Annotated in this window: 19 protein-coding genes; 10 read left to right on the forward strand and 9 right to left on the reverse strand. The window is 70.0% G+C overall.

Features of this window, described 5'->3' with window-relative positions; translation table 11 throughout:
* Nucleotides 1–27: 27 nt before the first annotated feature.
* Genes ACZ4MO_RS18475 through ACZ4MO_RS18515 form a run of 9 tightly spaced genes read right to left on the reverse strand, consistent with a single transcriptional unit; the run spans nucleotide 28 to nucleotide 9,993 of the window.
* Complete coding sequence (locus tag ACZ4MO_RS18475) at nucleotides 28–933, reverse strand: hypothetical protein (RefSeq protein ID WP_499279346.1); 906 nt, start codon at nucleotides 931–933, stop codon at nucleotides 28–30.
* 33 nt (nucleotides 934–966) lie between these two features.
* The gene (locus ACZ4MO_RS18480) at nucleotides 967–1,818 is read right to left on the reverse strand and encodes a DUF4913 domain-containing protein (protein WP_499279348.1); all 852 of its coding nucleotides are present in this window, start codon (nucleotides 1,816–1,818) and stop codon (nucleotides 967–969) included.
* A complete protein-coding gene (locus ACZ4MO_RS18485) occupies nucleotides 1,815–3,647 on the reverse strand; it encodes a type IV secretory system conjugative DNA transfer family protein (protein ID WP_499279349.1) in 1,833 nt (610 codons plus the stop codon). The genes ACZ4MO_RS18480 and ACZ4MO_RS18485 overlap by 4 nt, the downstream gene beginning before the upstream one ends.
* A complete protein-coding gene (locus ACZ4MO_RS18490; protein WP_499279350.1) occupies nucleotides 3,647–5,173 on the reverse strand; it encodes a putative type IV secretion/conjugal transfer ATPase in 1,527 nt (508 codons plus the stop codon). The genes ACZ4MO_RS18485 and ACZ4MO_RS18490 overlap by 1 nt, the downstream gene beginning before the upstream one ends.
* On the reverse strand, nucleotides 5,170–6,678 hold the full coding sequence (locus ACZ4MO_RS18495; RefSeq protein ID WP_499279351.1) for an SCO6880 family protein: 1,509 nt from the start codon (nucleotides 6,676–6,678) through the stop codon (nucleotides 5,170–5,172). The genes ACZ4MO_RS18490 and ACZ4MO_RS18495 overlap by 4 nt, the downstream gene beginning before the upstream one ends.
* Complete coding sequence (locus ACZ4MO_RS18500; protein ID WP_499279352.1) at nucleotides 6,665–8,293, reverse strand: TrbL/VirB6 family protein; 1,629 nt, start codon at nucleotides 8,291–8,293, stop codon at nucleotides 6,665–6,667. Before ACZ4MO_RS18500 ends, ACZ4MO_RS18495 begins: the two co-directional genes overlap by 14 nt.
* Nucleotides 8,294–8,296: 3 nt before the next feature.
* Complete coding sequence (locus ACZ4MO_RS18505; protein ID WP_499279353.1) at nucleotides 8,297–9,046, reverse strand: DUF8175 domain-containg protein; 750 nt, start codon at nucleotides 9,044–9,046, stop codon at nucleotides 8,297–8,299.
* A 12-nt stretch (nucleotides 9,047–9,058) separates the two neighbouring features.
* On the reverse strand, nucleotides 9,059–9,364 hold the full coding sequence (locus ACZ4MO_RS18510; RefSeq protein WP_499279355.1) for a hypothetical protein: 306 nt from the start codon (nucleotides 9,362–9,364) through the stop codon (nucleotides 9,059–9,061).
* A complete protein-coding gene (locus tag ACZ4MO_RS18515) occupies nucleotides 9,361–9,993 on the reverse strand; it encodes a DUF6668 family protein (protein WP_499279356.1) in 633 nt (210 codons plus the stop codon). Before ACZ4MO_RS18515 ends, ACZ4MO_RS18510 begins: the two co-directional genes overlap by 4 nt.
* A gap of 171 nt (nucleotides 9,994–10,164) precedes the next feature.
* Between ACZ4MO_RS18515 and ACZ4MO_RS18520 the strand changes: the two genes are divergently transcribed.
* The 10 genes from ACZ4MO_RS18520 to ACZ4MO_RS18565 all read left to right on the forward strand — a co-directional run bounded on the left by ACZ4MO_RS18520 (nucleotide 10,165) and on the right by ACZ4MO_RS18565 (nucleotide 18,882).
* Complete coding sequence (locus ACZ4MO_RS18520) at nucleotides 10,165–10,413, forward strand: helix-turn-helix domain-containing protein (RefSeq protein WP_307868988.1); 249 nt, start codon at nucleotides 10,165–10,167, stop codon at nucleotides 10,411–10,413.
* Nucleotides 10,414–10,436: 23 nt separating this feature from the next.
* Complete coding sequence (locus tag ACZ4MO_RS18525; RefSeq protein WP_499279358.1) at nucleotides 10,437–10,982, forward strand: hypothetical protein; 546 nt, start codon at nucleotides 10,437–10,439, stop codon at nucleotides 10,980–10,982.
* A complete protein-coding gene (locus ACZ4MO_RS18530; protein WP_499279359.1) occupies nucleotides 10,982–12,046 on the forward strand; it encodes a M23 family metallopeptidase in 1,065 nt (354 codons plus the stop codon). Before ACZ4MO_RS18525 ends, ACZ4MO_RS18530 begins: the two co-directional genes overlap by 1 nt.
* A gap of 15 nt (nucleotides 12,047–12,061) precedes the next feature.
* The gene (locus tag ACZ4MO_RS18535) at nucleotides 12,062–13,456 is read left to right on the forward strand and encodes a hypothetical protein (protein ID WP_499279361.1); all 1,395 of its coding nucleotides are present in this window, start codon (nucleotides 12,062–12,064) and stop codon (nucleotides 13,454–13,456) included.
* A gap of 713 nt (nucleotides 13,457–14,169) precedes the next feature.
* On the forward strand, nucleotides 14,170–15,777 hold the full coding sequence (locus ACZ4MO_RS18540) for a hypothetical protein (RefSeq protein WP_499279362.1): 1,608 nt from the start codon (nucleotides 14,170–14,172) through the stop codon (nucleotides 15,775–15,777).
* Nucleotides 15,778–15,915: 138 nt separating this feature from the next.
* Nucleotides 15,916–16,506, forward strand: a complete 591-nt coding sequence (locus ACZ4MO_RS18545; protein WP_499279363.1) for a helix-turn-helix domain-containing protein — start codon at nucleotides 15,916–15,918, stop codon at nucleotides 16,504–16,506.
* Nucleotides 16,503–16,982: a HEPN domain-containing protein gene (locus ACZ4MO_RS18550; RefSeq protein WP_499279365.1), complete on the forward strand. Its 480-nt coding sequence runs from the start codon at nucleotides 16,503–16,505 to the stop codon at nucleotides 16,980–16,982. Before ACZ4MO_RS18545 ends, ACZ4MO_RS18550 begins: the two co-directional genes overlap by 4 nt.
* A 349-nt stretch (nucleotides 16,983–17,331) precedes the next feature.
* The gene (locus tag ACZ4MO_RS18555; RefSeq protein WP_081599825.1) at nucleotides 17,332–18,219 is read left to right on the forward strand and encodes a ParA family protein; all 888 of its coding nucleotides are present in this window, start codon (nucleotides 17,332–17,334) and stop codon (nucleotides 18,217–18,219) included.
* Nucleotides 18,219–18,695, forward strand: a complete 477-nt coding sequence (locus tag ACZ4MO_RS18560; RefSeq protein ID WP_499279367.1) for a ParB family protein — start codon at nucleotides 18,219–18,221, stop codon at nucleotides 18,693–18,695. Before ACZ4MO_RS18555 ends, ACZ4MO_RS18560 begins: the two co-directional genes overlap by 1 nt.
* A gap of 25 nt (nucleotides 18,696–18,720) precedes the next feature.
* Nucleotides 18,721–18,882, forward strand: coding sequence for a hypothetical protein (locus ACZ4MO_RS18565; protein WP_499279368.1), 162 nt, complete (start codon nucleotides 18,721–18,723; stop codon nucleotides 18,880–18,882).
* Nucleotides 18,883–19,043: the final 161 nt, after the last annotated feature.

The raw sequence follows: 19,043 nt of genomic DNA on the forward strand, positions 1-19,043 counted from the left end.
TGTGTGAGGACTAGTGGGCAGTACGGCTTAGACGTGCCTCCCCTTGTTCCCCCGTTTGGCTTGCTTTTTCTGTATTTTGTCTGCCTTCTTCTGGAGCTTAGCGGCCGCTGCGGCCGATTTTTCCAATCGTATCTGCGCTCCGAGATTTGCCCAGTCCTCGGCGGGGTCTCCACCTAGTTCCTCTGGTCGAAAGTTGAAATTTGAGTCATTGTGGACGAGCGGTACAGGGGCATAGAACTTTACGATGCGGTTTAGTGGCTTCGATGTCTGGAGTGCAACGATCCATATTGCAACAGCGGCGCCAAGGGTTGCCACAAGGGAACCGATCCAGCGGACCACTGGATGGAGCTCGAGGTCCCTAAGGGGTTCGATGTACGTGGTCCATCCAACGATCACTGCACTCGCTGCAGTCAACAAAGGTAGGGCCACAAGAGGGAAGGCCAAAACCTTTGCCTTCTGAATCGCCTGGTCGTCGCCCAGAGTCTGGAAGATGTAGATAAGGCGATTGGCGCCGCGGCTTGTCCAGCTCTTCGTGAGCCCTGCGAACGCGATGGTGGCGATCAGTAAGTTGACCAGCGGAACCCAGGTGTCGTAGCCCTCGGGTGCTCGATCGCCGGCGGGTGTCTGCCTCATCTCGTAGGCCATGTAGATTTGCGCAGATACTGTAGCCAACATGATCAATACCATCAGTGCGTCATAGAGCGCGACCTGGGGGTATCTTGATTGGGCGACCAGGAGGTGCGCTCGACGTTGGACGTCCGCACGGAGGTCGCGAGCGGCAGTGCCCCGCAGGCTCTCCAGCAATTCCACATCATGGCTGAGGGTGCTGCGCAGACGCCGACCTGTTGTCCCGAGCGTGGCGAAGACGGTCACAATAGACGTCAGGACCGCTGCACCGGCCGAAGCTAGAGGCGCGACCAGCGAAGAATCCATGCGTTCCTCCGTTCCGTCAGACCGACTGAGAGGCTACCCCTTGAACGGACTTTGCTCTCGCGACTCGCGTACATCTGGGAACATGCCTTCCGGCGGTGCTATGTAGGGCAGCGGCGAACCGGGGGTGTTCCGGTCGTGCTCACCGTCCACGGGACCGAAGGGACCGTTCTGGGGGTCGAGCAGGACGGCCATGTGGTGGTCGGCGTGGTCGCGCCACCACACGCTCATGCCGGTGGCGGGGTCTTGGCGCAGGTGCTCCCAGGCGCGCCAGAGCGCTTCGAGGCGAATCACCGCCTCGTCGTACTTCCACCACTCGGCGGCCCAGACCCGGTGCTCGCCGCGTCCTGCGATGTGGCGCCGGTAGACGTTGCGCAGGTACTCCCGCACGAACTCGTCGACCGACCCGTAGTAGAGCGCCGGCGCGCCGTCCTCGTCGTCGGCTGGCTCGACGGCGGGCCGCGCCTGGTCGATGGCGTGGGCGAGGTCCTGGTCGGCGTGGTGGACCACGGCGACAGCGTCCTCGAGCTCGCGCTCCCGGGCGCTGACCCCGGCGGTACGCCGGGCGAGGACCCGGCGCGCTTTCTCGACGTCCTCGGCCGCCGCGACACGTTGCCACGTCGCCTTGGTCTCGTCGTCCTCGTAATCGGTGACCTTGGCCTCGGCGACGCGCAGGGCGCCCTCGGCGTCCGCGAGGGCGTCGCGCGCGTCGTCGAGCTGGGTCGTCGCACGAGCGTGCGCCGCCAGCGCGCGATCGAGCGCGGCCCGCGCCTCGACGACCTCGGGCGGCTCGACGGCCGCCCGGCCACCGAAGGTCTGCGCGTCGTCGACGTCGACGGGCTGGGCCTCGATCGTCGGCTCGTAGTCGTCCTCGCCCCAGTCGCTCACGGTGCCTCCTCGAGCGGAGTAGCGGCCGCGACGGTCGCCATCTCGTCGTGGGCCTCGCGCAGGGTGCGCTTGGCCTGCGGGTCGTTCGCCGCGATCGACGCCTCGACGGCCTCACGGTGCGGGCCGGCCATCCAGGGGACCGTCCGGATGAGCGTCGGTCGGGCCCCGGAGGCCAGGACGACGGCGCGGCCCTTGGGCAGCGCTGCGAGGTCGGCCACGTCCATGATGCGTTCGCGGTGCAGCTGCTGGGAGACCGTGCGCTGCCCGCGCCCCGTCGACGTCGACGACGAGAGCCGGTCGTAGTCCCCGATCATGCGCGAGAGGTCCTCGAGGAAGTTTGCTTCGCTCACTCCCCCGCCGTAGACCTTGACGTTGGATGCGCTCCACAGCTTCTTCATGCCGGACTCGCCCCAGACCTCCACGCCCTGGGACCAGCTCTGCAGCACGGTGTCCAGGACGATCCCGCGCGAGCCGTAGTGCGAGTAGAGGTTCGGCAGCTCGCGCCAGCGGCACACGTTCGCGGCCTCGTCGAGCACGCCGACGAGCGGGGTCGCCAGGCGTCCGCCGGCGGACTGCGCGGCTAGCTCCTCGGCCGCCTCCACGACGGCGACGGTGAGCGCGGTGACGAGCGGGCCGGCCGTGCCGCGGCCTTCCTTGGACAGCGAGTACAGGGTGCCGGGCTTCGTCGGCGCCGACTCCCCCGCCGCGGACGGTAGCCCGGCGCGCACGAACTCTTCCGGGCTGAACTGGGGCCGGGTGTCGGCCGGGCTCTGCGGGGTGATCCAGGCCGCGACCTGCCGGTTGGTGAGGCAGGACGCCATCTGCTGCGCCGTGCCGTACACGCCGCCGCGCTGCTTCTCGGGGGCGGCGATGACGCCGGCGACCTGGTCGGCGGTCAGCGTGTAGCCGTGCTCGGTGAGGATCGTGACGGGGGCCTGGTTCGTGGGGCGCGTGAGCCAGGTGTAGACGTCGGTGATCGGACGCTGGTCGAGCGCCGCGGCGAGCAGGAGGCCGGCCAGGAGGTCCTGGCCGGCCGGGTCGAAGTAGGCATCGGTGCGCGCGCCGGGGTCGCGCGAGCCGGACGCGAAGTGCTCTGCCAGCTTGGCCGCGCGCACCTCGTCGGTGACGTAGCTCAGCGGGTTCCACCACCAGGTGGGCTCCTCGCCGGCGATGCCCTGCGGGTCGAACACCCACACCGGCCCGACGGCCGCGCGCGGCCCGCGCGTCTGGTCGACGACGTCGCGCTTGTTCGACGTCGACAGGACCGACCCGGGTGCGTCCAGGATCTCCGGGACGACCATCGACGTCGTCTTGCCGGTGCGCGGACCGGCGATCGTCATGCGCATGTCCTCCCACGAGCTGAGCAGGCGCTGCCCCGTTGAGACCGTGACCCCGATCGGCAGACCGGGTGCGGCCTGCACCCCGAGGCGCTGCGCCGTGCGGCTCACGTGCTTGCGGGAGAGCCCTTCGACGTCGCGGCCGCGGCCCATGTACGCGGCCGCGCGGTCGACGCGGGTCCGGCGGGCGCTCCTGCGGGCGAGGGCGACGGCCACCAAGGTGCCCAGCGCGAGGATGATCAGGGCCTGGCCGGCCAGCACCCACCAGCCGGGTGCGCCCGGCCAGGCGAGGTCGCCGCCGAACAGCCCGAACGTCACGGCGAACGGGTCGCCCGGCACGACGACACCGGTGCCGGCGAGCTTGTGGCCCAGGTGCATCGCGGCGTAGATCGATCCGACGCCGAGCACGACGACGACGATCCCGACCCACAGCAGCACGACCTCGCCGGACAAGCCGCCGGGGTCGCGACGTCGGTTGTTCGGCACGCTCATCACGCTGCCCCCTCATCGAGCAGGCCCGTGCGCGAGCGGTCGGCCCAGCGCACCGCGCTCATGTGCAGCGACTTCTCGGACTCGGTGAGCACCAGGTCGATCGGGATGCCCGGGCGGCCACCGACCTTGACGAGAAACTTGCCGCGTCCAGGGGGCGGCGTCTCGCGCCCCTCCTTGGGGTCCCACGCGGGCGGGTCCTGCCAGCCGGCGAGCAGTTCCTGCTCACCGCGCGAGAGCGCGACGACGGACGTCAGCAGCGGCATCTCGCTCAGGGGCAGGCCGCCGCACACGACCAGCCCGGACCGCTCGATGAAGCCCATGGCCTTCTGTCGGTCCTCCTCGAGCGGGAGGGAGCGCAGGTCCTTGAGCGTGTGCGTGATCATCGCCAGACCTACACCGACGGTGCGGTTGAGGCGGGTGAGGTAGTCGACGCGGTCGACGAGCCCGGGCCCGGCCTTGAGGGCCTGGTGCAGCTCGTCGAGGATCACGAAGTAGTGCCGACGGTTCTCCAGGCCGACGTCGGCGAGGGTCTGGGCGATGTTGACCACCGCGAAGCCAGCAGACCAGGAGGCGAGCAGCGCGACCGCGCGCAGGTCGCCGTCGGACTGAGGGATCGCGGAGACGTCGTAGACGACGGCCCGGTCGCGGCGCATGGGGTGCGTGGTCGGCTTGGCGAACACGTCACCGAACTTCCCGCCCGGGCTCAGCGCCACGAGCGAGGCTTCCAGCTCCTCGGTGACTTCCTGGTAGCGCTGGTCGGTGCCGCGGTCCAGCGCCGCCTCACGCAGCTCGGGGGGCGCGGAGCGGATCACGCGCAGCAGGTCCGGGATCAGCGGGACGCCGTCGTAGTGCTCGTCGAGCCAGGCGATACCGCGCGCGAGGATCGTCTCCTCGCGCGCGGTCGGGGCGCTCTTGCGCAGCACCGTGATGAGCGCGACCAGCATGTTCAGCCGCAGGCCCTGGGCATCGGCCAGGACCTCCTCAGCGGCCTGGCGGTACCCGGCCGTGCGCAACCGGCGCGCGGCGTCGGGAGCCTCGCCCGGGTCCAGGACGTTCAGCGACCCGCGGTTGCGCCCGAGCGGGATCACCTGGCCGCCCAGCTTTTCGACCATGCGGACGTAGTCCGGGCGGGTGTCTCCCAGCACGAGCGGGATGACGCCCTGTCCGGACAGGCCGACGGCCATTCGCATGACCGCGGACGTCTTGCCGAGCCCGGGTCGGCCGAGGAAGAACACCGAGGGGTTCCCGATGAGGTTCGCCCGCTGGTACCAGCTGATCGGGTCGCAGCACAGCGTGGCGCCGGTGAGGATGTGTCGCCCGAACGGCACCCCCACCATGGGGGTACCGGCGCCGATCGCGAACGGCCACATGCCGCACACCTGCACGGTGGTGCCGCGCCACTCGTCGGCCTGCTGGATGTAGTTGGACTGGCCGCGGCCGCGGCCCAGCCACCCGCGCATCGGCGGGCGCTGGGGACGCAACTCGCGCTGCTTGGGTGCCTTCTTCGCGCGTGCTCGGGTGCTCACAGCTTCTCCCTCAGCTCGGCCGGGACCTTGATGTGCTTCGGGAGCACCAGGCCCAGCGGAAGGGCCGCGGCGAACGCGGAGTCCTGCGACCCGTACACGGGCCGCAGCCGCAGGCGCGCCGTCGCGGCGAGGTTGTCGATCGCGGCCCGGGCATCGGCCTCGCGGCTGGCGTCGGTCACCGTGGCGGTGACGAGCATGCCGAACTGCACCAGGCCAGCCCCGCTGGCCTCCTCCTGCGCCGTCGCGGCCGCCGCCCGCACCGCGAGGGTCTCGCGGGCCGCAGGCTTGCTGGTCGAGGTGACCCGGAACTCCGCAGCCCGCAGGTCGGACTCGACGATCGCCGCGGCGCGCGCCGCGTCGATCGGCCGGTACAGCAGCGTCACCCGCTTGCGCGCGATCTCGCGGTGCGGAGCCAGCAGTCGGGCCAGGACGCCCGACTGGACGTTGCCGCGCGGCGCCGACGTCATCGCCCACGTGCACGAGTACGCCGAGTCGTGGCGGTACCCACCCCACGACGCTTCCGCCGCCGACGGGCCGACGTCGGACCAGGAAAGCTCGACAGGATCGCCCGCCGCGTGCGCCTCGTCGATCAGCAGAGCCGCCGCGGGGTCGTAGGCGACGCGGATCGCCTCGCACAAGTCCTGCGCCGACAGCGGGTGCGCCGCGCCCGCACCGGTCGCCTGCAGGCCGGCGGTGAGGCTGGGCAGGCGCGCCGCGAGCTCGCGGCCCATCTCCTCAGGCTTGCGCTTCTTGCCACCCACCCGGTTCGCCGCGGTGAACGTGATCGCGACGTACGCCTTCACCGTTGAGGACCCGGCCGGGTAGCGGTCGACGACCTCGAGGAGCATCTGCCGAGCGAACTCTGGTGCGCCATCGTCCAGGTTCGTCTCGACCTCACGACGAAGACGCGACCCGGAGTCGGGGGCAGTCTCGATCGTGACCGAGGCGGCCTCCACGCCCGGCTCGTCACCGAGATTCGCCAGCCAGTGGCCCCAGTCGGCCACCCAGACGTCGATCTGGTCATGGTCGACGAGCGCGGCGCCGTCGGGCTCGGTGCCGATCACCACGGAGTACGACCCTGTCGCCGGCGTGTACAGCAGCGCGAACGCCCGGCCGTAGGAGTCGGTGTGCTCGCTCAGTCGCGTGGGGGCCGCTAGGCCTGGGAGCTGGTACGTGCCCCACAGCGCGCGGCCCAGGGGCCCGGAGCGGTACACGTGCGTGCCGCGCGAGCGCGCAGACCACCACGCTGCGCGAGCACCGCCGCGGCTGATGACGTTCTTGCCGTGCGCGTCCTTCGTCAGCACGGCCAGCATCACGGCCCCGAGTACACCGGCGAGGATCACGGCCTCGAGCAGCCCGGCGACCATCACGGTGATGACCACCGCGATGAGCCCCGCCAGGAGCATCCCCGTGCCCACGGACCCGAGCCCGAGGATTCCTGGCGATGTCGGACGTCGCCAGTTCCCGTAGGTCCGAGGACCCCTGTTCACCTCAACGGCTGCCATCAGGACCGCCCCCTTCACCAGTCGACTGCTCACCAAGACTCTTCGCTGCACCTGCTGCGGCCTGGCCCGCCTTTGACGCGGCATCCAGAGCCGCGCCGGCCGCCATGCCTACCGGGCCGCCCGCGGCACCAGCCGCGGCCGCCCCACCACCTGCTGCGGCACCTGCACCTGCGCCTGCGCCGGCACCAGCTCCGGCACCAGCGCGAGCTCCAGCGGCACCCGCTCCGGCGCCGCTTCCTGCACCAGCGCCTGCGCCGCTCTGTTGCGGGTTCGGCGGCGCGCTCGGGGTCGGCGCGGTGTTGCCTCCCCCACCGCCACCCGACGGGCCCTGGCTTCCGCTCTGGCCATTGCCGCCCGGCTGCGCGTTGCTCGTCGTCGACGAGTTGGACCCGCCGGAGGCGAGACGCCCGATCGCGGCCGCGCCGCTCGGCAGCGCCGCGAGGGCACCCGCCGCCAGCGCGGCACCACCGGCGCCGCTCGCCATCGCACCCACCATCGGGGTCACGAACCGCATCAGCGCCGGCATCGCGAACAGCGCGATCACCATCAACATCAGACCCGTCAGCACCGCCAGGAGCCCCGAGCCGTCGTCAGAGAAGACGTCCGTGCCGACGAGCTGGAACGCAGCCGCGTAGATGATCGCCGCGGCGGGCTTGTAGAGGATGAACGCCACCAGCCACGCAATGCACTTACGGAACCAGGTCTTACCCATCTCCGTACTCGTGAACGACGCCGACAGCGGCAAGATCCCGGTCAGGACCACGAGCATTCCGCCGCGGGCGACCATGAGGACGATCTGGAACGCCGCCGCGAGGATCGCGATGATCCCGAGAATGATGATGAGCAGAGACCCAAGGCCTCCCGCCGCGGGATGTGTCGTCAGAGCGAGCAAGGTGAGCATGTTCTCTCCGAAGCACGCCGACCCGGCGGCCGTGACGTCGCACTGGAGCGAACCGTTCAGAACCCAGACCGAGAATGAGTCGGCGGCCGCCACGAGGAGGCCCACGATCGTGACGCCAGCACCCGCGACCACGACGAGGGTCAGCAGGCTCTTGACCGTCTCTCTCCCGGGCTCTGCACGCTGCTCCCACGCCATGCGCGCGCCGCCGATGATCACCGAGACGATCGCCGCGGCACCCATGTACCACCAGAGGCTCGACTGCAAGAAGAGCACCGCCCCGCCCGCGTTGCTTGGCCCCGCCGGCAACAGTCCGGTGACGAGCGCGCTGGCGCCGGAGATGAGCACCACAGCGCCCAGGACCAGCCCGACCTTTCCGACGGCGGCGATCCCTTCGCCGGCGCGTATGCGCGTCGCGATGAGCGCGCCCAGGATCACGAGCGAGAGGATTGCGACGACGAGGCTGATCCACGTCACGTAGCCCAAGACGGTCGTGATGTTCCCCGCGCCCGGTGCCGAGTTCCCTGCACTGATCGCAGACTGGCCGCCCGATCCGGTGAGGTTCGGAGTGCCGATGTGAACCCAGATCGTGCCGAGCGAGGCCACCACCTTGCCGAACGCCTCGAGGACCGCGTTGGCCATGTTCTCGATCGCGTCACCGACGATCGCGGAAACCCCATCGCCGACGCATGAACCGATGTTGGCGATTGAGCACATAGGTCACGCTCCCCAGGTGGTGTAGCCCGCCAGGTTCGGGATGGTGGCGAAGTCGAAGGACATAGCCGTCTCGGTGTTGGCCTTCCAATCGCCGTCCTGCCAGATCAGCTCATAGACGGCCGAAAAGTAGATCGAGCCTGCTGAGGTCGATCCTTCGCCCGCGAGATCGATCCGAGCCGTCTCGCCGTCGTACGACAGGATGCGGAAGCCGGCGACCCGCAGGCGCGTGCCTGCGGTCGATGCGCTGCCTTCGGTCTCGGCCAGCAACTCATCCCGATGGGGGCCCTCAGCGGCGAAGTACTTGATCCATGCGGGCGCGACAACGGGGTCGCTACCCAGCGCGAGCGCGTTCGAGGCCGCGAACAACGCCCCGGTGGGCGAATGCTGGAAGCAGAACCGCACCCCCTCGGCTGTGGTCTCCCCCGGCCCGAACTCGGCCGACGTCGGGTACGCGGTAGTTCCCTGGAACGCCCAGTCCGCGGCCGGAGCGGTCGACAACGTCCCGGACAGCGCCTCTCCCTCCAGGCCGCACACGCTGGCGCTGCCCGCGACGTCCGAAGGCTCGGACGTCGGGGAGGCGCTCATCGTGGGCGACGGGGATGACGCTTCGGGTGCGGTGGCAGGATCGTCAGAGCGCGTCGCGTTGACGATCGCGATCACGATGCCGAGTACCACGACGAGGGCGACGAGGACCGCGGCCGCGATGAAGCCGGGCCGGGTGAATGGGTTCTGCTCGTTGTCGTCGGTAGCCATGCCGGACTCCGCTCAGGCTCCCGAGATGAAGCCGACGAGCGCGACGGCGGCCGAGATGACGATGACGCCACCGAGGGCCATGCCGATCTTGCCCACGTGCTCCCCGCCCTCGCCGCGACGGGACTGGACCGCCATGAGGGTGCCGGCGGCGATGAGGCCGAGGATGCAGACCACGAGGCCGACCCACTTGGCCCAACCGAGGATGGTGGTGACCGCTTCGGTGCCCGGAGGCTGTGTCGGCGCGGGGTCGGGAAGCTGCGCCGGGATCACGGCGGCGAGTTCGCTCGCCGCCGTGAGGAGGCTGTGCAGGACGGTCATCGGGTTTCCTTTCGGTTGACGGTGCCGACGGCACCAGGTCGGACGACAGCAGCGAGGTCGTCGACGAGTCGACGGACCTCGCGCGGGGCGCCTGAGAGTGCCGGCGGCTCCCCCAAACGCCATGCCTCGATCCACGGCAGAGTCCACGTGCGCGGGACCCCGCCGCCGACGATCTGTGAGAACTCACGCAGCGGACGTGGAAGCCGGCCCGGTGCGTCAGCGACGATCACCAGTCCCACGACCTCGACGTGCGGGACCAGCCCTGCCGCCCACTGCGTGGCCGCGGCCTGCGCCGCGCGCAGCCCGCGCATGTTCGACCGGGCGGTCAGGACGACGCGGACGCCACCTGCTCCAGGCATCTGGGGCCAGGCGTGCTCCGCGGCAGGCCAGTCAGGCACCAGCGCGGCGAGCGACGTCTCCGCCGCTCCGCCGTGCACCCCGAGCCACCACAGGGGCGCGGCCTGATGCCGGGTGCGGGTCGGGAGCTGGTCGGCGAGGACCGGTGCCGGGACGCCGCGCTGAGGCGCGTGGGGACCGGTAAGCGGGGGCTCGGAGCGCGCCGCTGGGGTCGCCGTGACGGGCGTCGCTGGAATTTGAGCGCGCGACACCCATGGGTTGGTATCGGACATTTGCCCAGAGCCCCCTGATAATTGGACGCAGTCGTCGATGCGCCGACCCTAGCGCGCGGCACCAACGGAAGGCAATAGCATGCCGTATACATCTACGGACCTATACAGAGTCAACGCGGCTGGTGTAGCGTCTAGTGTGTTCGCATGCGTTCGTGGGTGCAGGTGTCTGCCGTGACGTCGGCTCTGGACGCGTTGTTTGAGGGCCGTAGCGCGACGCTGACGGTGCCGGAGGTCGCGGAGATCTTGGGCATGACGAAGCCGGGTGTCTACAAGTGGCTCAAGGACGGCGTGATTCCCGGCTACAAGGTCGGGGCGACGTGGTTCATCCTGCGCGACGAGCTCAAGGCGACGCTGCAGGCGGGCTCCAACGTCCGCCCTGTACTGCGTGAGGACGGTCAGGAGACGCGTCCGAGCGACTGAGCACGATCAGCAGGGGGCTGAGGATGGCACGACGGGTCGCGTGGGCGGCCGGGATGTTCGCGGTCGCGGCCGCCCTGGCAGGCTGCGCCGGCGCACCGGCGACGACGGAACCTGCCCAGGGTGCGCCCGCGCCGACAGTTACTGCGCCCGGAGACGCTGGCCGGTATCCCGGGGCGCCCGACGGTGTGGTCGACGAGGACACTGGCGAGGTCATCACCGCCCGGCCCGTGCCCACCTGGGACGCGGCCTCACGTGAGGGCGCCCTCGAGGCTGCTCGGGCGGCGATGGCCGCGTTCGCGCGCCCAGAACTGGACCACGACGCGTGGTGGGCCGGGCTTGAGCCGTTGTTGACCCAGCAGGCTGCGCTCGACTACGCCTACGTCAATCCCGCGAACGTGCCCGCGACCGCGTTGACCGGGCCTGCCACGGTGGTCGAAGAGACCAGCGTGTACGTCGCCACGGTCGAGGTCCCCACCGATGCTGGCCCGTACGCGATCGTGCTGACCCGCCAGGATGCGGCCGCGCCGTGGCTCACCGCACGCATCACCCCGGCTGAGGAGGGCCAGTAGTGGCCGCCTCGCGGACCACGGGGGCGGTCGCGGTCGTGGCCGGCGTGCCCGTGCTCGCGCTGGGGACCGTGTTCAGCCTGCTCCTGCTCGGCTCGCCCTCCGAGGCCGCCACGTGCAACCCGGCGCCGGGAACGAGCTCGGCGGTCACGCTCGCCCCGGCCACCGCGCCGGACACCACGATCGCGGGCTACGACCACGAGCAGCTCGTCAACGCCGCGCACATCATCACCGCCGGCAAGGCCCTCGGCCTCGGGGTCCGAGACCAGACCATCGGCGTCATGACCGCGATGGGCGAGTCCAGCCTGCGCGTCATCGACCACGGCGACGCCGCAGGGCCCGACAGCCGCGGCCTGTTCCAGCAGCGCGCCAACGGCGCCTGGGGCTCGTATGAGGACCGCATGGACCCGTACATCAGCGCGACGAACTTCTTCACCGCGATGATCGCCAACGTCCCGGGCCGAGAGTCGCTGGAGCCGACGATCGTCGCGCACCGCACCCAGCGCAACGCCGACCCGTTCCACTACACGAAGTACTGGGACGGCGCGGTCGCGGTCGTCGAAGGCCTCTCCGGTGTTGATACCGGCCTGAGCGCCGGCACCGGGGACCAGGTCTGCTCGGGCGGCGTCGCCGTCCCGGGCGAGGTCAGCGCGACCGGGTGGGCCGCGCCCGCCGCCGGTCCGATCGTCAGCAGCTACGGGATGCGGCTGCACCCCATCGACAAGGTTTGGCGCCTGCACTCCGGCGTCGACCTCGGCGGCGGCGGGTGCGACGGACCGATCTGGGCCGCCCAGGACGGGGTGGTGACGTTCACCGGGTTCGACCGTAACGGCAACGGCACGATCACCCTCGACCACGGCGGCGGCGTCCAGACCTCCTACCTGCACCAGTACGCCTCAGGGATCCTCGTGCGCGCCGGCGACCAGGTGAACGCCGGCGACCAGATCGGGCGCGTCGGCTCCTCGGGGCAGTCCACCGGCTGCCACCTGCACTTCTCCGTCCTCGTCGACGGCTCCCCGACCGACCCGGTGCCGTTCCTGAACAACATGGGCATACAGCTCGGCTAACGCAAGGAGAACACCATGAGCGCGACCACCGAAGCAGCGACCTGGCCTCGCGTCGAGGCGATGCTCAACGACGACGGCACCGCAGAGGTCTCCATCGGCGGCACCCTGCACCCCATCGCCGCCCCCAGCGTCGAGGAAGCACGAGTCCAGGTCGTGGCCCTCCTCGCGCACAAGGCCACCCAGCTCGGACGCCCTCTTCGCGCCATCACCCGCGACCCCGACGGTCAGTGGCCCCTGATCATCCACGGCGACGGCACCGTCGAAGAAGACACCGCCACCGAACCCCAGACCCGGAGCCGCACCACGCGCGCCACACAGCGCACCGCCGACGTCGACGTCGAGCCCGCTCCCCCAGCCACCGACACCTCGACGGACACCACGCAGGCCACCGACGAGCCTGAGCCCACGCAGGCGCCTGGCACGGCGCCGCGGGCATGGGTTCGCTCCGCCCATGACCAGGCCGCCGCCAGCACCACGACGACGACCAGGCGTGAGCGTCGCGAGTCGTTCCTGACCGTCGAGCAGACAGAAGAACCCGCGACCGAAGGCCTGCGCGGTCTCCTGACGCGAGCCGGTATCCGGATGGCGCCCAGCGAGGCCGAGCGCGAGCTGCGCGAGCACATCCGCCTCGTCTCCCAGCACTGGCCCGGGCCCCGCACGACCGCGATCGTCAACGGCAAGGGCGGCGCGTCCAAGACCCCCACCACAGCGTTCCTCGCGGCCGTGTTCGCCCGCTACGGCGGCGCCGGGGTCGTCACTCACGACAACAACCAGACCCGGGGCACCCTCGGCTGGCGCACCGAGCAAGGTCCGCACGACGCGACCTTCCTCGAGCTCCTGCCCGAGGTCGACCGACTCCTCGGCACCGCAGCCCAGTCAGCAGATCTGGCGCACTTCGTCCACCACCAGACCCAAGACAAGTACGACGTGCTGCGATCCCAGCCCATGATCCTGGCCGACGAGCAGCGCCTGGGCGTGGCCCAGTTCGACGCGATCCACTCCGTCCTCCGCAAGTACTACCGGCTCATCTTCATGGACTCTGGCAACGACGAATCCGACTCCCTGTGGTTGCGCATGGTCGAGAACGCCGACCAGCTCGTCGTGGCCACCACCACCCGCGGCGACATTGCCGAAGCTGGTGCCCTGCTCCTCGAAGCCCTCACCGACCGCGACGAGCGAAGCGCCGCCCTTGCGCGCAACGCCGTCGTTGTGGTCAACCAAGCCAAGAAAGACGGCACCCTCGCCGAAGCGGAACAAGTCGCCGCAGCGTTCCGACCACTCGCCCGCGAAGCTGTCGCCATCCCCTATGACCCGTCCATCGTCGAAGGCACCCTGCGCTACGGCTCCCTGCGCCCCAGCACCCAGCGCGCATGGCTCGCTGCCGCCGCCGCCGTCGCGCGTGGGTTGTAGCAAAGATGCCAACGCTCCGCGTGTCGCCCCCACCTCCTGCTAGCACTAGCACTAAGTTCGACGGCATGACCAGCAGCGTGACGTCCAGGGCTCGCCGCCCTCGAGGGTCGCTCGACCCCCGCACGACGGCAGCGCTTTACGCGCGCGTCGATGAGGGCACGAAGGCTGTGTTCGATCAGATAGCAGACGCGGCAGGGGAATCGCTCGGTGTCGTACTCGAGCGGGTCGCGCGTCACATTGAGCTTGATGACTCGGGGCTGCCGGCATGGTGGCCCGAGCAGCCGAGCCAGCAGGAGGAGCTGCCTCTCAAGACTGCATAACCGCATAACGCAGAGCGGCCCGCCCCCGAAGGGGCGGGCCACGATACGAAGCTCATCACCCTCAAGCTTGGCGGCGACGGAGGTGATGGGCCCCGATTGACGCACCCTCAGGTGTGTCGCTGTCTGGAGACCATCATAAGCACCCATCGGGCCCTCGCACACGAATTCGAGGGCGACACACCGAGCGGCGGCGACCTGCTCGCGCCCGATTCTGGACGAACGTCCGGTGCGTCCTCTGGCGTCGCGACGGCAGAGTGGGCCGCCTGCGCTCCCCTGCTCGCGGGCGCTCCGCGGGTCCGGCTCGGATCACGACGCGCCGGTGGGGTCCAGTACCGCGACCGCGACGAGCGCCCCCTGACCTCCGCCCTGCCCTCGGCGCCGGCGGCCGTGCGCGTGTACGGCGACGACGGCACCTGCCGCGCCCTGTGCTTCGACCTCGACTCCTCACGGGGTGGCGCCGCGCGCGTCCTCGCCGACGCGACACGCCTCGTACGCGAGCTCGAGTCGGCCGGCGCTCGGGTGATCACCGACGTCTCCCCTAACGGCGGCCGCCACGTCTATGTCCCGCTGGCCGAGCGCCTGGACTACACCAGCGCCCGCGAGCTCGTCGAGGCGATCGCCACCGCCTACCCCACGATGGACCCCGGACCGCACCAGTCGCTGCGCACCGGCTGCATCCGCGTCCCCGGCGCCGCCCACGCAACGGGCGGCCACCAGGCCCTCACGATGAGCCTCAACATCGCCGTCGACGTCCTGCACCGGCCCAGCCCGGCCGCAGCGGTCGCCGCGCTCCAGCACGCCTACCGCGCCCAGATCGACGCCCTACGGACCGCACAGGCACCTCTCCAGGCCTCTGAGCCCGCTACGGACCCCCACAGCTCGGCCGCCCGCGGCCGGGCCCTCTCGGCCCGTCTGACGCGCATCGCCCGCGACGGCGTCTACGACACCGGCCGCTACCCCTCACCGTCCGAGGCACGACAAGCCGTCATCGCCGGCGCGGCCGCCGCAGGCTGGCACCTCGCCGACGTCGCCGCCCGCCTCACCGACGGACGCTGGCCCGGCCTGGCAGCGCTCTACGCCCGCTACTCCCCCACCCAGCGCCACGGCGCCCTCGCCCGCGACTGGCACAACGCCCAACGCCACGTCACCCAGCACACCGACCCGCCCACGACGGCCGGGAATCACACTGTGCATAGATCCAACACAAGCGCCCAAGAGTCACAGGGGGGCACCCCAGACTTCGGCGACGAGCACGCCTTCGTCCGCACCTGGCGAGCCTGCCTCCGCACGACAGAGCAACACCGGTTCCCCGGGCGTAAGTGGTACGGCGCTCGATTCCTCCTACGAGCTCTCGGAGAAGCAGCGCACAAGACCGGCAGCCGCTACGTCTCGTTCGGCACCCGCTCTCTGGCGATCGCGACGGGGATGGACCACTCAACCGTCTCCGTACTGCTCCACGAGCTCGGGAAGGCCGGCTGGATCGACCGGCTCGAGCAAGGTCGGGGCGAGCACGCCGACCTCTACGCCCTCACGCTCCCGTCAGACCTGCTCGATGGCGCCACGGACCTGCGGTGGGACCGCGGGCAAGTGCACGCGCTGAGGCCCGTGTTCCGGGAGCTCGGTCATGTGGCCGCGCTCGTGTTCGAGGCCGTCGAGAACGGCTGCGCGCAGACGATCACGCAGCTGGTGGACGCCACCGGGATCTCGCGGCGCGCGGTCCACGAAGCAGTCGACCTGCTCAGCTCTTGGGGACTCCTCGACCGGACCGCGGGAGCCCTACTCCCCCGCCCCGACGCGCTGCTCCGCGTGGCCGAGCACCTCGGGGCCCTCGAGGGCGTCGCGGCCCAGCTACGCCTCTACGCCGCGCAGCGCCGCGCATGGCGTGCGTACCTCACTCGACACGAAGCCGCCGAGCCCGCAGACCCGGCCGAGTCCTGGTGGTGGCCACCCGACGACGCTCAGGCGAGCGAGTGGACACTGGTCGAAGCGATCGCACCCTGAGATTGGGTCGGCTCGCTCAGCTCGCGCAGATCGTCGAGTGGCACCAGCGGTAGGCGATCGCGAAACCACGACCGCGGGCACGGTCGTTCGCACCTCTCTCGGGTAGAAGTTCCGATATCGCGGAGATATATTCTTGTTATGCGAACTTTGTCGCCAGCTATCGCGCCGTACCTTCGCTCTCAGACCCAGGCGGAGATCCTGGCGCTGCTGTTGCTGCACCCAGAACGCTCCTACACCCTCACGAAAATCTCTGACCGCACGGGAGCGACGGCCTCGGTGGTTCATCGCGAGGTATCGCGACTCGTAGAGGCTGGGGTGCTGTCTGACGAGCAGATCGGACGATCACGCGTGATCCGTGCGAATCAGGACTACAGGCTGTTCGAGCCACTACGGCAGATCATCCTTGGAACCCTCGGCCCGGCACCCGTCATCACCGAGGAGCTCGAGCACGTGCGAGGCATCGATGAAGCTCTGCTGTTCGGCTCCTGGGCTGCTCGGCAAGCTGGGCAGGGCGGTCACGAGCCCCGCGACATCGACGTCCTGGTCGTCGGTGACCCCGACAGGAGCGAACTGAACGAGGCCGCATACCGTGCCGAGAAGCGGCTCGGCATCCCCGTGAACATCAGCCGGGTCACTCCCCTCGCGTGGCGCGAGAGGACTGAGCCGTTCCTGCGTACGCTCGCATCCCGTCCGACCCTGAAACTCGACCTGCAGGAGCACACCCGATGAACGTCACACGCTGGGAACAGGGACGCGCCGAGATCGACCAGCTCATCGAACAGGGCCGCATCGAACAGGTCGCGCCCAGTCGCGAACTCGCAGACCGCATGGTCGAACAAGCACGCACACACCTGGACACTGCCCGCCAGATCGCGACCACCGACCCCGTCGCGGCATTCCAGACCGCCTACGACGGCGCCCGCAAGGCACTCGCCGCGATCCTCGCAAACCAGGGCCTGCGCGCGACCAGCACGCTCGGTGCGCACGCCGTCCTGCTCGAGGTCACCCTTGCTCAGCTCGAGCCGCCGATGGGCACCACGCTGCGCCAGTTCACCTGGCTGCGCAACACCCGCAACGCCAGCGAGTACCCCCGCCTGGACTCCCCCGAGGTCGACGAGCAGGACGTCACTGACGCGATCGCTTTCGCCGCTGACATCCTCGACGTCGCAGCACGGGTCATCCCCAGCATGCCGTCGTCGTACTAGCTGACATCGCTGCCCCGCTGCCCCGCTGCCCCGCTGCGCCTCTACGCCGCACAGCGCCGCGCATGGCGCGCCTACCTCACGCGACACGAAGCCGCCGAACCCGCAGACCCCGGCCGAGTCCGGGTGGCAGGCCCCAGACGATGCACAGGCGAGCGAGTGGACGTTGGCCGACGGCCTCGCGGCGTAGCTCTCCGGACAGCAATACTTGTAAGTCTTACAAGCAACGTAAGACTTACAAGTATTGCAACTATTCCATTAGTTGCTATGCTTGCGGCTCCTGCGCTGCGGCGCGTCCAGCAACGAACGCAAGCATTTCAATGCTTGCATTGCTTCCAGGAGGTGCCCACCGATGCCCGTCACGATCCTCTTCGCCAACAACAAGGGCGGAGTCCAGAAGACCGGATGCACGGTCCAGACCGCAGCCGGTCTCGCACGCCAGGGGCTCAACGTCCTGGTCGTCGACATGGACCCGCAGGCGAACGCCACTCGACGCCTCGGGATCGAGTGGGACCCGGCCAACCCGATCCCGAGCGTGTCCGAGGCCATCGCCGCGAACGCCGAAGGCGCCGGTGAGGGGGCAGTCGTCGAGTGCGGCTGGAAGAACGCCGCCGGCGAAACGACGGCGGAAGCCAAGCACATCGACGTGATTCCGGCTCGCTTCGACCTCATCAACCGCGAAGCAGAGGCCGGCACCGTCGGCGCGTTCCGGCGTCTGCGCAAGGCACTCACGGGCTGGACGGAGGACTACGACGTCGTTCTCATCGACTCCCGCCCGGACCTTGGCCACCTGGTGCAGATGTCGATGAGCGCTGCTGACGTCGTGGTCATCCCTTCAGACACCGGCTACGACTCCGTCGAAGCCGCGATCCGCGTCAGCGACTTCGTGACGCAGCACGCCGTCGACCTCGCCAACCCCGAGCTCCGCGTCGGGGGAGTCCTCGTGACACGGCGCCGCCAGACCGCCGAGGGGGACTTCCAGATCGAGGGCCTACGTGAGCGTTTCGGCGACCTCGTGTGGGACCTGCGCACCGTCAAGATCATCCCCGGCGACGTGGAAGTGGAACTCACGCCTCCGTACGTGCCCGAGTGGACGAGGTTCGCCGAGGCCGACGCTGCCGGCGTGTCACTGACCGCCTGGAACGACGAACGGGGACGCACCACGGTGCGCATCTTCGACGAGGTCGCCCAGCGCATCATCGACCGGATTCTGCCCGCGTACGCCGAGAGGATCGCCTGATGGTCGAGCGCAAGCGACCCAGCGGAACCAGCCCGATCTCCCTGACGCCTCGCGTCGAGCCGATCGCGACACCTGTGGCGGCCGCGCCAGTCGTCCAGCCGACAGCCGAACCGGCAGCTCCGGCGGCGCCGTCGGAGCAGCCAGACATCCGGACCGAGGCCCCGCCTGCGGCGACGACGCCGCGACGTGCCCCGGCGCAGCGCTCGCGCGCGTCCGACCCAGAACCTCCGGTGCAGGCCCCCGTCGGTACAGCCATGATCTCCCGGACCTTCCGATTCCAAGAGGCCCTGATCCGCCGCGCCGAGACAGCCGTCCTGCGCACCGCCGGCCTCGACGGTGGCCACGTGTCCATGACCGCCCTGCTCAACACCGCGCTCGAGCGCGAGCTAGCCCGCCTCGAGGACGAGCTCAACGCCGGCGAACCGTTCCCCGCGAATCGAGGAGAGTTCCGCAGGGGCCGGCCCATCGGGTCCTGACCGCCACCGACCGAAGGAGCAGCGCATGCCCATCGACCTCACACACCCCCACACGGTCACGGTGACGATGCCTCCGGCGCGTGCGGACGTCGAAGGGAGCCTGCTCAGGCTCCTGGCAGATGGTCCGACTGGCGTCGTCGCGGGAGACCTGTTCTGGCCGAACGTCGCGGCCCCCGACCAGCTCTAGGAACTCTGCCCACCGCCCCGGTGAGCCCTCGGATGAGGGACACCGGGGCGGTGTCGTTCCCGGACCCGGCCGGTGGCCGGTGGGGGAGTGGTGGGGCTGGCTGTGGTGGTCGAGCTCGCCGGGGGGATGGGTGCTCCCGACCTTCGGCCGGGACCCGAGTC

This window comes from Sphaerisporangium cinnabarinum, from assembly GCF_055567015.1.